Annotated in this window: 12 protein-coding genes; 3 read left to right on the forward strand and 9 right to left on the reverse strand. The window is 48.2% G+C overall.

The annotated features are described in order from the left end of the window. Window positions 1-48: 48 nt before the first annotated feature. The 4 genes from pstB to AC6R03_RS06605 all read right to left on the reverse strand — a co-directional run bounded on the left by pstB (window position 49) and on the right by AC6R03_RS06605 (window position 3,558). Window positions 49-798: a phosphate ABC transporter ATP-binding protein PstB gene (gene pstB, locus AC6R03_RS06590; protein WP_334552864.1), complete on the reverse strand. Its 750-nt coding sequence runs from the start codon at window positions 796-798 to the stop codon at window positions 49-51. Between the two features lie 33 nt (window positions 799-831). Next, entirely contained in the window at window positions 832-1,695 is an 864-nt protein-coding gene (pstA, locus tag AC6R03_RS06595) for a phosphate ABC transporter permease PstA (RefSeq protein WP_487902911.1), read from the reverse strand. A 16-nt stretch (window positions 1,696-1,711) separates the two neighbouring features. Continuing rightward, a complete protein-coding gene (gene pstC / locus AC6R03_RS06600) occupies window positions 1,712-2,644 on the reverse strand; it encodes a phosphate ABC transporter permease subunit PstC (RefSeq protein WP_500626208.1) in 933 nt (310 codons plus the stop codon). Between the two features lie 92 nt (window positions 2,645-2,736). After that, window positions 2,737-3,558, reverse strand: a complete 822-nt coding sequence (locus tag AC6R03_RS06605) for a phosphate ABC transporter substrate-binding protein (RefSeq protein WP_487902909.1) — start codon at window positions 3,556-3,558, stop codon at window positions 2,737-2,739. Window positions 3,559-3,933: 375 nt separating this feature from the next. On the opposite strand from AC6R03_RS06605, the gene AC6R03_RS06610 reads away from it, so the two are divergent. After that, window positions 3,934-5,577, forward strand: coding sequence for a methyl-accepting chemotaxis protein (locus AC6R03_RS06610; RefSeq protein WP_500630238.1), 1,644 nt, complete (start codon window positions 3,934-3,936; stop codon window positions 5,575-5,577). Between the two features lie 64 nt (window positions 5,578-5,641). On the opposite strand, the gene AC6R03_RS06615 is transcribed toward AC6R03_RS06610, so the two are convergent. Next, complete coding sequence (locus tag AC6R03_RS06615; RefSeq protein ID WP_500626249.1) at window positions 5,642-6,985, reverse strand: DEAD/DEAH box helicase; 1,344 nt, start codon at window positions 6,983-6,985, stop codon at window positions 5,642-5,644. A gap of 394 nt (window positions 6,986-7,379) precedes the next feature. Here AC6R03_RS06615 and AC6R03_RS06620 point away from each other — a divergent pair, with 394 nt between their 5' ends. Beyond that, window positions 7,380-7,628, forward strand: a complete 249-nt coding sequence (locus AC6R03_RS06620) for an Lpp/OprI family alanine-zipper lipoprotein (protein ID WP_334552872.1) — start codon at window positions 7,380-7,382, stop codon at window positions 7,626-7,628. A 148-nt stretch (window positions 7,629-7,776) separates the two neighbouring features. On the opposite strand, the gene AC6R03_RS06625 is transcribed toward AC6R03_RS06620, so the two are convergent. Genes AC6R03_RS06625 through AC6R03_RS06640 form a run of 4 tightly spaced genes read right to left on the reverse strand, consistent with a single transcriptional unit; the run spans window position 7,777 to window position 11,826 of the window. Continuing rightward, complete coding sequence (locus tag AC6R03_RS06625; protein ID WP_500630239.1) at window positions 7,777-8,682, reverse strand: L,D-transpeptidase family protein; 906 nt, start codon at window positions 8,680-8,682, stop codon at window positions 7,777-7,779. Then, complete coding sequence (gene phrB, locus AC6R03_RS06630; RefSeq protein WP_500630240.1) at window positions 8,683-10,098, reverse strand: deoxyribodipyrimidine photo-lyase; 1,416 nt, start codon at window positions 10,096-10,098, stop codon at window positions 8,683-8,685. Continuing rightward, window positions 10,095-10,886: a MerR family transcriptional regulator gene (locus AC6R03_RS06635; RefSeq protein ID WP_500630241.1), complete on the reverse strand. Its 792-nt coding sequence runs from the start codon at window positions 10,884-10,886 to the stop codon at window positions 10,095-10,097. The genes phrB and AC6R03_RS06635 overlap by 4 nt, the downstream gene beginning before the upstream one ends. Next, complete coding sequence (locus AC6R03_RS06640) at window positions 10,876-11,826, reverse strand: YbgA family protein (protein ID WP_487903027.1); 951 nt, start codon at window positions 11,824-11,826, stop codon at window positions 10,876-10,878. Before AC6R03_RS06640 ends, AC6R03_RS06635 begins: the two co-directional genes overlap by 11 nt. A gap of 355 nt (window positions 11,827-12,181) precedes the next feature. Here AC6R03_RS06640 and deoD point away from each other — a divergent pair, with 355 nt between their 5' ends. Continuing rightward, window positions 12,182-12,892 (forward strand): purine-nucleoside phosphorylase, encoded by a 711-nt coding sequence (gene deoD, locus AC6R03_RS06645; protein WP_334552881.1) that lies wholly within the window; start codon window positions 12,182-12,184, stop codon window positions 12,890-12,892. The last annotated feature ends 34 nt before the right edge of the window (window positions 12,893-12,926 follow it).

Below are 12,926 nucleotides of genomic sequence, written 5' to 3' on the forward strand. Positions count from 1 at the left end.
TTATTATAGTGATATTGCCAGTAAATTCTGTTAGTTAGCCGCTAAGCATTAACCAAAGTCGCCGTTCACGTAACCTTTGGTGCGATCGTCTTTAGGGTCGCTGAAGATAACTTGTGTATCGTCATGCTCAACTAACTCACCCATTAAGAAAAACGCCGTGCGATCCGAGATGCGACGTGCTTGTTGCATGGAGTGCGTCACAATCACGATCGTGTAGTTCTTTTTCAGCTCTTCCATCAGTTCTTCGATTTTGTGAGTCGCGATTGGGTCAAGCGCGGACGTCGGTTCGTCCATCAAAATCACATCCGGTTCCATCGCAATCGTACGCGCGATACATAGACGCTGCTGCTGACCACCCGACAAACCAAAGGCATGCGATTTCAGGCGATCTTTGACTTCATCCCACAGAGCTGCGCCACGCAGTGAGCGCTCTACCACTTCATCGATGTGCTTTTTATCTTTGATACCCTGAGCGCGCAAACCGTAAGCCACGTTTTCATAAATGCTCATAGGGAAAGGGTTAGGTTTTTGGAACACCATCCCAACACGAATGCGCAAATCCGCCACGTCAATGTTGCCGTAGATGTCTGTGCCGTCCATCTCAAGCGAGCCTTTGATGGTCACACCTTCAATCAAGTCATTCATGCGGTTTAGGCAACGCAACAGCGTCGATTTACCACAGCCTGAAGGCCCAATCAACGCCGTCACCTGACGGGTTGGGATCGGAAGGTTGATCGATTTAAGGGCTTGGTTCTCACCGTAAAACAGGTCTAGATTTTCAATGTTGAATTTGTTCATGGTCTTAATCTCTTAAATTTGGTCAGTCAGCGATCAGTAAGTCGCGGTATTGAAGCGGCGAGCAATCAGTTTAGTGATCATGTTGATCAATAGAACAACCACAATCAGCACTGTCGCAGTTCCATAGGCCTGATTCCACTCATCTATCGTGAAGAGCTCGGTAGTGAGCTTGTACAGGTGTACCGTCAGCGTTCTGCCTGAATCGAATAACGAATCAGGAATACGCGCGACCATACCTGCGGTGAGAAATACAGGGGCAGACTCACCAATCACACGACCAATACTTAGAATGACCGAGGTTAAGATACCTGGCATTGCGCTTGGCAAAATTAGGCGCCAGATAGTGTAAATTTTCGATGCGCCAAGGCCATATGAGCCTTCGCGGTATGTTTGTGGTACTGACATCAACGCCTCTTCCGTGGTACGGATGATCACGGGAAGAATTAAGATACTCAGCGTCAATGCACCCGACAGGATAGAGAAGCCCAGTCCCAAAATCGCCACAAAGAATGTCATACCAAACAGACCAAAGATGATCGACGGGATACCCGCCAGTGACTCAGTACAGAAACGGATCACTTTGACCAGTTTACTGCCCACTTTGGCGTATTCTGTTAGGTAGATGGCGGTCATGATGCCCATTGGGGCCGCAACCGCAATTGATGCGATAACCATGTAAATGGTCGATACAATCATCGGAAAGATACCTTGCTCATCACCGGTTCGAGTGTAATCGCCAGAGATAAATTTCCAATCAACATGCTGTAGGCCATTCGAAAGAATGTACCAGATAATCCAAAATAGGAAGCCAACTGTCAGCGCAGCGGACAACCAAACAAACGCATTGAGGATCTGATCCTTACGCTCTCGAGACTGTTTTAATTTCACGCGGTCCATAATCTTCACCTATCGCTTATTTCGCTTTTTCGCGGTTTAAGTACAACAATGCACCGTTTAACATCATGATAAACGCCAACAGTACCACGCCCGTTGCGTAGAGAGCGTTCGCATGTACACCGCTTGCGTAGGACATTTCAATGGCAATGTTAGCGGTCAGCGTACGTGCGGAATCTAAAATACCTTGTGGCATCGCCGGTGCGTTACCCATGACCATAATGATCGCCATCGTTTCGCCCAATGCGCGACCAATGCCTAAGATAACCCCAGTCATGATACCGCTTCGTGCCGCTGGAACGAGAAGCTTAAAGATGGTGTAGATTTTTGACGCCCCCAGCGCTAACGACCCTTCTTTGTAGGCGCGAGGCACAGCGCGAATCGAGGTTTCAGACACGGTAATGACCGTAGGAAGAATCATCACCCCGAGTACAATGATACCGGCCAAAATGGTGTTACCCGCAGGCACATTGAAGATGTTTTGAATCAGCGGAACAATGATGACTAGGCCAAAGAAGCCATAGACGACCGAAGGGATACCCGCTAACAGCTCAACCGCTGGTCGAATCACATCCGCTAAACGTTTGGGCGCGATTTCCGCGATAAAGATGGCTGTTAATACACCAATCGGCACACCCACAATCACTGCGCCAAAGGTGGACACAATCGAAGCGACAATCATGGTCGCCACACCATACAGTGCCGGTGGCAACCAGTCTTGGCCTAAAACAATGCCGGTAATCCCCGCTTCTTGAAAGGCAGGAATGGATTCTCTAAAAATGAAGTAAGCAATGATGGCGAGAGAAACAATGCCGATAATAGCACTGGTTAAGAATAAGCCATGGAAGATGCGCTCTTTCCAATCAACGCGCTTTTTGGCACGAAGACTTGGCTTAGATACTTGAGTCGCTTGAGTATTCATAAGCTTTTCACTACTTGTTGCGATGGTCATAAAATCTTACCGAGATAACGAGTGAAACACTCGTTTCAGAGTGAGAAAAGGCTCAGCCCAAAGGGGGCTGAGCAATTAAAATCTTACTGGCGTTACTTAACTGAGATGTAACCTTTTTGGTCAACAAGCGCTTGCGCGTCGTCAGACACCATCCAGTCTAGGAATTTCTGTGTTGCCGCAGTAGGTTGACCTTCACGGTAAAGAACTAGGAAAGGACGCGCCACTTTGTAAGAACCGCCTTTCACGTTGTCAACCGTTGCATCGACACCGTCAATCGCTAGTGCGTGAACCGACTCGTCAACGGTACCTAGAGAGATGTAACCAATCGCGTATGGGTTAGAGGCAACCATGGTTTTAAGAGCACCGTTACCGTTGGCCACTTGAGCACGCTGAGAAATCGCTGACACAGTTTTGCCCGAGATCTTCTTCTTAAGGCTCATGATGTCTTCGAACGCGCCACGCGTACCTGATGCAGTATCGCGAGTGATCGCTACGATAGGCTTGTCTGCACCGCCTACGTCTTTCCAGTTCGTCACTTCACCCGTGTAGATAGCCGTTACTTGCTCAGCAGTTAGACCTTTTAGATCGTTCTTAGGGTTCACCACAACAGCGATACCGTCGAGTGCAACTGTTAGCTCTTTCAATGTTGGCTCTTTCTCAGACTCTTTCAGGTTACGAGAAGACATGCCAAGGTCAGCACTGCCGTTCTTCGCCGCTTTCACGCCCGCAGAAGAACCTGGTCCTTGAACTTCGATAAACACATCAGAGTTTGACTTCATGTATGTTTCAGAGAAAACTTCCATCAGTGGAGTTACGCTGCTAGAACCTACAGCAGAGATTGTTTCTTTAGCAGAAACAGGAGTCACTGCCATGGCGCCTAGAAGTGCGATTGCACCGATTACTGTCTTTTTCATCACAATTTCCTTAAGTTGGCTTTATTGCCGTTGTGTTTCACTTGAACGCTGCTCACTTTAGGACTCAAATGTGACAGTTGTGTTTCACTTCGTTGAAGCCTATATGACACATTGGTCTTATTTCTCAACGTCAGCACATTACTGACGCCCTTACCACTTTATCCGCTCTCGGTGTGCCCTTGTCTTTATCACCAATCTAGTGGGCAAGAATTAACCATCTGATATTAATGTAAATATAAGTTGCATAACGTGGGGTCAAACTTATCTATGTAAGATAAATTTGATTATTGAAATAAATCAGAGACAAATTAGAATCATTCTCCTTAACTATAAAAATAATAGATCTTATTCAGTTTCGTATGTAGAGGACCACTAATGCGCCAGTTACTCAGTAACCTTTCTATCAAGGTACAAGTTGTTGTACCTGTGATATTCACTCTGATCTTGCTCATCGCAGGCATCACTTACAGCTCAAATAGCCTGACTCACGCGTTTGGCACCGTCAAAAGCTCCACTGAACATCTCGTCAATCACAAAGAAGAACTCACTGACATTATCGACAATACCTACGGTATGCGCATCAAAGCTATCTACAGCTTGTTTCGCGCAGAAGATGTTGATGGACTCGCCAGCACCTTGTTAGAAAAACAGAGCGAAAATCAACGTCTGCTGGACTCACTCAATACTGTAGAGGGCTTGCAAAAAGAAGTCTCGGCTATGAAAGAGGCCATCGAGCACTACGTTCGCTACTCCATCAACACTATGGTGCCGCTCCTCAATCAGAAACATCAACAGACCCAATCCAGTGCGGCGTTTAACCAACGTTTTGAGCAAGCTTCGGCAGTCTACCGCCAGGCCGGGCAAGAGATGGTATCAGCCATTGACCATCTCTCCACCAAGCTCAATGAACTGGCATTGGATGACTTGCATCGCAGTGAGGCAACCCACTCTTCGGTGATGAACAGCAGTATCATCGGTCTTGTCGCTGTGCTCGCCATCGCGTTGATATTAAGTTGGTTGCTGGCCGGAATCATCGTCACGCCGATTCAGCGCCTACAACAAGCCATGACACAATTGGCGCACGGCAATCTACTCGTTAGCGTGCAAGAAGAAGGCAACAACGAGATCACTGCACTCTCTAAAGACTTCAACAGTACCGTGAGCAAACTCCAGCAAACCGTCGACTCATTGGTTCGAATCAGCGTGGATGTCGCGTCCGCCTCGACGGAGTTAGCGGCGGTGATGACACAATCGAGCGTCAACTCCGACCAAGAGAAGAACGAAGTGGAACAAGTGGCGTCAGCGATCAACCAGATGGAAGGCACGGCAACGGAAGTGACCCAAAACGCCAATCTGGCCGACTCTGCCGCGCTGAAAGCAGATAAACTGGCAAAAGAGAGTTTGGCAGTCTTTGATGAGAATACCCGCGAGAGCGAGAAAATGGCGCGTCAACTATCGGATGCGGCGCAAGTGGTTCACTCGCTCAAAGATCAATCTGAGCAAATTGGCAAAGTGATTGAAGTGATTGAGAGTATTTCTGAGCAAACCAACTTGCTTGCCCTAAACGCAGCGATTGAAGCGGCGCGTGCAGGTGAAAGTGGTCGTGGTTTTGCTGTAGTCGCCGATGAAGTTCGCATGCTGGCTGCACGCACACAGGAGTCGACAAAAGAGATCCAGACTATTATCGAAGAGTTGCAAAAACAGTCGGGCAGTGCCAATGACAGCGTGAATTCAAGCCTTGAGATGATCACTCGCAGTCAAGAGCAAGCAAAGTTGGTCAGTGTCTCGCTGCGTGATATTTCCACATCGATTTCCGACCTGTCGAGCATTAACGCTCAAGTCGCTATCGCGTCTGAAGAGCAAGGGCAAGTTACCTCGGACGTCAACAACAACCTCAGCAACATCTATGAGTTAGTGAGCCAAAACGTCACTGGTATCACTCAAGCCGCCGCCGCCAGCCAAGAGCTCTCGGCACTGGCTGAAAATCAAAAGCAGCAGCTTGGATTCTTTAAAGTCTAAAGCGTGAGATAGACAAAGGGACTGCCTCGGCAGTCCCTAATTATTTTGTGCGTTTTCGCTAAGATTATTCGTCGTCGCTACTCGGCGCGACTTTCTTCTTAGGAATAAACACTGAATCGCCCACCGCCACGTTTTGGTAGAAACCTTTATCACGCTTAACAGGCTTAGTTGACGCCTTTTTCTTAGTCGTGGTGGCTTTCTTGTTCGGTTTGGGTTTGTTACGAAAATCGGGCTTACGCGGCTTCAAACCTTTGAACTTGCCTTTCAAACCTTCCAGCTCAGAAAAGGCAATGTCTTGCTGCAGATAAGCTTCCACACGCTTAAAGCTGTCCCAATCTTTTGGTCCTACTAGCGAAATGGCATCACCCTTGTTACCCGCTCGACCCGTGCGGCCCACTCGGTGCACATACTCTTCAGTATGCTTAGGCATATCAAAGTTGACCACGTGGGTCACGTTGGCAATATCAAGACCACGTGACGCCACATCGGTGGTCACTAGAATCTTAAACACGGCACGTTCAAACTGACTCATGATGGTGTTGCGTTGAGTTTGATTCAGATTCCCGCTCAGCGCTACCGCTTTGAGCTTGCGCTCGTTCAGCTTGTCAGTCAAACGCTCAGTGTCGACACGTGTTGCAGTGAAGATGATCAGCTGCTTGTACTGCGCCTCTTCAAGAATGCGATCTAAAATCGCTTCTTTATGATCAAGATGGTCACACAGGTAGAACTTCTGTGTGATGTCCTTGTGCTCTTCATTGGCCACGCCTACAGCGATCCGCTTAGGCGCATTAAGCATTTCAAAAGCGATGTTGTTGACTTCTGCGTGATCTAACGTGGCCGAGAACATCAAGGTTTGACGACGACGATGCTTGGCTGCATTGTGGATACGACGTAGCTCAGGCGCGAAACCCAAGTCCAACATACGATCCGCTTCATCCAGTACCAAGGTTTCCAAGCCATCAAGGAACAAGGATTTGTGTTGCAAGTGGTCGGCTAAACGCCCTGGTGTCGCCACAATGAATTTAGGGTAGCGCTTAAGCGCTTTGACTTGGTCGTTAAAGTTTTCACCGCCTAAAATCAGGGTGGCGTCGTACGTTAAACCGCCCAACATAGAACGCAATTCACCGTACACCTGCTTCGCCAATTCACGGGTCGGCGCTAGAATCAATGCGCGTGGGTCTTTGGCGGAAAACGATTTATTTTTTAGAGACTTGTGCAAAATCGGCAGAACAAACGCCAGTGTCTTTCCTGAACCAGTCTTCGAGGAGGCGAGTAAATCCTTACCAGCAATCGCCACGGGGATCGCTTGCTTTTGAATGTCAGTCGCCTTGGTAAAATTAAAATGGTTCAAGTTTTTTAATAAGCGATTATCTAAACCTAAATCTTTGAACTGCAATGTTGTCTCCAATAAATCCACATTGAACGGTAAACAGTGACGCCCGCTACATCGAGCGACGAAATCAAAACGGTACATGATACCTAGAATAGACGGTGATGGGTAGAGTATGGTCAAAATATCGATCAAACCCTCTTGACTCTCAATCGCAAGCGTACTTTCTCACTGGATGAGTTTCAGCAGCCCTACTATTGATAGATGCTCATTATTGACTTCACTTGCATTATTTACTCTCACGAATGAGACATTCGTCAACAAATTCGATAATTACCTAAATTCTTGGGTTTTTTTGACTTTTCTCTACTTTTGGAAGTTAATATTTAGCACTACACTGTGGAATGTCACTATATGATGAAGAATGTATAGGGCAATCTAAATGATACTCATATAAGCAAGGAGTTCTAATATGAACAAAATGTTGATCGCAGCTGCAGCCTCTTCTGTTCTTCTACTAGCAGGTTGTGCTTCTGGTCCAGACGAAGCAACAACAGCGAAACTGGACGAGCTAAGCAATCAAGTTAGCCAGCTAAGCCAAGACGTTTCAGCACTGCAAGCAGACGTTCGTAAGTCAGGCGACGCAGCAATGGCAGCGCAAGAAGAAGCCGCTCGTGCAAACGAACGCATCGACAACATTGCTCAGTCTTACACTAAGTAATTCAGTCAAGTTTTAAAGAAAGGGTCTGCATATGCAGACCCTTTCTCTTTTCTCATCATTAAGCGTATCAGCACATTGAAAACCCTGCACTCACGCTGACCATTCTAGCTACCACGCTATCGTTCATTCTCGATAAGCAAGTCATTACCTACAAATAATCTGGCGCGACGATCTCTACCGGCACACCATTTTGCGCAAGGATAGCAGCTTTCGCTTTGGAATCAGAATGCTGAAACTCATCGAGCCACCAAGTGAGCTCTTGCGGAATAGTCAGCAACGTCTTGCTGCCATCACTTCGTGTCAGGGGCTCATGCGCTTCAATAAAGACGCTTCTGTCTGGCTCCAACGCCACTTTCACTGGGTCATTGATGACTTGCACCTTAGTGCCTACATTGACTTGAGAGAAAAGCCACTCAATGTCTTTGGGCTCCATTCGAATACAACCAGCGCTAACACGTAGACCGATGCCAAAGTCTTTGTTGGTTCCGTGGATCAGATAGTCTCCGACACCATAGGCCAAGCGGAGCGCGTACTCACCAAGCGGGTTTTCAGGGCCAGCGGACACCACAGGCGGCAACTCAATCCCCTTCGCCAAATACTCTTTACGAATGGAAGCCGGCGGCGTCCAAGTTGGGTTGGCGCGCTTTTGGCTAATGCTGGTTGTCATGGTGGGTGTATCGCGGCCGACTCGGCCAATCCCAACCGGGAAGATGTGCACTAAGCCTTTTTCAGGTTCGAAATAGTACAACCTCAGCTCCGCGAGATTGATCACTACGCCCTGTCTCTCGACATTGGGCAAGATCACTTGCGTGGGAATCGTCAACACATGGTCGGCGGCGGGCAAAAAGGGATCAACCCCTTTATTCGCGGCCATCAAGGAGAGAAAACCAACATCATAACGTTTAGCAATTTCCGCCAATGTTTCACCTTCAACCACTTGGTGATACTGAGTACGCCCGACAAGACGACTCTCTTCACCGGGTAATTCGTAGGTCGCAGAAAACGCAAACCAGGGTGTGACTAGGGCACACAAAGACACCCATTTACGCAGCATTTAGTTTCCCTTTGCTTCTTTGTAGATCTCTAAGGTTATCGCTCTTGCGCTCTTATGATCAACTATTGGTTGAGGATATTGACGACAATTTAACCCCGGTTCAGACCAAGGTGTGTGAATGTATTTGTCTGGAACTGAACTCAACTCTGGCACCCAGCGGCGAATAAACGCGCCACGAGCATCAAAGCGCTCACCTTGAGAAGTCGGGTTGAAAATACGAAAGTAAGGCTGACCATCACACCCCGTTGACGCACACCACTGCCATCCACCGTTGTTTGCGGCGTAATCACCATCAATCAGTTGACGCATAAAATAGCGCTCGCCAATACGCCAATCGACGTGCAGATCTTTAACCAAAAAGCTCGCCACAACCATGCGAAGTCGATTGTGCATCCAGCCCGTTTCGTTCAGTTGCCTCATCGCGGCATCGACAATAGGGTAGCCTGTCTCACCGCGCTTCCAGGCCTCAATGTGTTTGGGGTTATTTTGCCACCTCAGCTCCTCTCCCCAAGCATTGAAACTCTCCCCTCTCGACAGTTTGGGTTCAAAGTGGAGCAGGTGCTGATAAAACTCTCGCCATACGAGCTCGCTTTGCCACACTTCTCGCCCACCACTGAGTGGCAGCGTTTGCTGATACATTAAGCGCGCCATGCATTGACGCACCGACAGCGCTCCAATCGCCAGATACGGCGACAGCTGGCTGGTATTATCCAACGCCGGGAAATCCCGCTTGTCACCATACTCATCCGCTTTGCTCTGCACAAACTCTCTCAAGGTAGCGATGATGTCTCGAGTCTTGACACTGTATCGCTCGCTCGATTCACGCGGGTAACTGAACGGACTCGCCTCATCCAACAAGGCGACATCTTGGTGTTGCAACGCCCCTGCACACGGCGTCGCTTTGAAGGTCTGGATGTGGAATCCTTCACTATAGAGTTTACTTAAATAAGCGCGCTTGTAAGGGGTGAAGACTTTGAAATAGTCGCCTTGCTTGTTGCGCACTGAGCCCGGCGGAAAAATACACTTGTCATCAAAGCGATGCACCTCCACAGAACTTGAACTCAACGCCTCCTCCAGCGCTTCATCGCGGCGACGTTCATTCAGCTCATACTCATTATTTAGATACAGACCCGTTGCTTTGGCTTGCAGTGCCAACTCAACCACCAGCGCTGCGCTGTCTGCGAAGGTCTCGACTTGCGCGTAATAAAACGGGATGTCGAGTTCGGCTAATTCCGTCTTTAACTCGTGCAAGCGACGGTAGATGAGATCCGCTTGCCTTGGACTATGATCATGGGTTTGCCAGGTACCAGGCGTTGCGATGTATAACGCCACGACCGGTTGACCTCGATTCACGGCGCTCACTAAGGCATGATTGTCTTCAACACGTAAATCACGGCGAAACCATACAATATTCAAAACCTTCTCCTTACCAATTCGATCATTTCTGACAGCGAGACTTGCCCATGCTGCGCTTCTAACTCTTTGATCACACTAAGCTGAGATTCACTCGGTTTCGTGGCACTGTAAAACGCCAGTTGTTCAAAGCGGTGAACGGCGGTGTGCTCTAAGAGGCCCGACAGATCCTCGACGCCATCAATCATGAAGACTCGATAGCCTTGACTGACCAGACTCAGGGCCCACAGTTGAGTGTGAATATCGCGCGCCGCATCGAGATTAATTACCAAACATTTACCGCGATGGGCCACCTTGTTTTCCGCCTCAATGATCTGGTTGAGCTTGGTGACCATCAAGGTATTAAACAGACCAAGATGCAAAGATCGCAGGCTTTGTTTCACTAGAGCGAGCGCATTGAGCGTTGGCGTGATGAACTGACGCTCAACCAACTCAAGAGGATACTCTTTTAGCACACCATTAATCACACTCTCTGCACGCTTGGTGTTGAGGTTGGTCAGCGCTTCAAGCACCTCCTCTACTGCCTCTAAACTGCCGACATCTAGCGCTTCATCTGGCAAATCAGACCCAAGCAGGGCTTTCACTTTACCAATCGAAATCCCTTTCGCGAGCCAGCCTTGAATCTCATTGATGAGTGCAATGTGCTCATCCGTGTAGAGTCTGTGGCCTTTTTCAGTGCGCTCCGGTTGGATCAAGTTATAGCGACGCTGCCACGCTCGCAGCGTCACAGGCTTAACTCCGGTTAAATCCGAGACCTCTCGAATCGCATACCAATTTTTTTCACAGACCATAACGCAGTCTTAACTCCTGTGGGTGTGGCTGCAGAAACTTTTGCTTCGCCAAGTATTCATCGGGATGAGTGGATAGATAATGTTTGATGAGCGTTAGCGGCGCCAACAAAGGCAGCAAACCCACACGGTATTCGTCGATCACGCGGCGCAGCTCAGACTTTTGTTCTTTGTCGAGATGCCGCTTAAAGTAACCTTGGATGTGCATCAGCACGTTAGTGTTGTTTTTACGACTGGCGCGATTGGCCACCGCTTGCATCAGCGCGGTACGGTACAAGTGGTAAAACTCTTCGATGTCGTACTCTTTGATGTTGGCAACCATGCGCCCAAGCTCTTTGTACGCTTCAGGGTGATGAGCCATTAAGGTCAACTTGTAGCGCGAGTGGAAAGCGATGATTTTGCCACGGGTCGGCGTCTCTCCCATTGAGTCATAAAAATCACGCAGGGTATAGACGCGGGTAATGAAGTTCTCTTTCAACACAGGATCATTGAGCCGTCCATCTTCCTCAACGGGTAGCCATGGCATCTGCTCCATCAACTGCTGTGTATACAGCCCAACCCCAATATTTTCCGCACCAGCTTTACGGTACACTTTAACGCGCTCCATTCCACAGGTGGGCGATTTAGCACAAACGATGTAACCGCATAGCTCTTCATCGACTAAACTGGCAACCTTCTCTTGGGAATAGCGAATCATGGCGTCCGTGTGATCTTTGCTCGAATCTTTGGTCTCTACCAACGCAATGCGCTCATCGTTTGACATCAATCGAATCGTCGGCCTAGGAACCGGCATCCCCATTCCCACTTCAGGGCATATCGGCATAAATTCAAAAAACGGTGCCAACTCTTTCGTGACAAACTTGCTAATCTTATGACCCGAGTCGAAACGGACTTTTTCTCCCAGCACACAAGAACTGATACCGATCGTAATTTGCTTTTCCATGTTGAGCTCCCATCACCATCAAATGTGTACAACTTAATTTCTTGTATAACTTAATTTCTCATATAAGTAGTAGCACAGCACTTGAAACATGTACAAAAAAATTATTTGTACAATGTTACGCAAACACAACCATTTTGGTTCACTCCCCAAGCAAACGTTTTTGCAAATCGATTGCCAAATCACTTTCAACACATTTGGTTATCAATACCTCGAAATTGTCATAGCACACCCTATTTTGTGAGCAACCTCTCAAGGAACAATGGCTGACAAGGCTAGTATTGCCTCAACACAGAATTGAAGTTCAACATAATTGGTAATCAGCTCAGCGATTACTGACTCATTTGGAGTAATGACTATGGCAACCCCACACATTAATGCTCAGCCAGGCGACTTTGCAGAAACCGTATTGATGCCAGGCGATCCGCTACGCGCTAAATACATCGCAGAGACATTCCTTGATGACGTCAAACAAGTTTGTGACGTTCGCAACATGTTTGGCTACACAGGCACCTACAAAGGCAAAAAAGTGTCGGTGATGGGTCACGGCATGGGCATCCCATCTTGCTGTATCTACGTTCATGAGTTGATTGCCGAGTTCGGTGTGAAGAACGTGATTCGTGTCGGTAGCTGTGGCGCGGTACGTGACGACGTAAAATTGATGGACGTCGTGATTGGTATGGGCGCCTCCACAGACTCAAAAGTCAACCGAATCCGTTTTAACGATCACGATTTCGCGGCCATTGCGGACTTCGGTCTTCTTGAAACCGCCGTTGCTCAAGCTCGCGCGCAAAACGTGCCAGTCAAAGTCGGTAACGTATTCTCAGCGGATCTCTTCTACACACCAGAAGCAGACATCTTCGAGAAGATGGAAAAACTCGGCATCCTTGGTGTGGATATGGAAGCTGCAGGCATCTACGGCGTTGCCGCTGACCTTGGTGCAAAAGCGCTCACCATTCTGACTGTCTCTGATCACATCATCCGTGGTGAAAAGCTGAGCTCAGAAGAGCGTCAAAAATCGTTCAATGACATGATGAAAGTGGCGCTAGAAACCGCCATCAACCTGTAACGATATTGCAGCCAAGTGACCGCTTGGCTGCTCA

The sequence above is a fragment of the Vibrio sp. R10-SG-ISO4 genome (assembly GCF_059834135.1).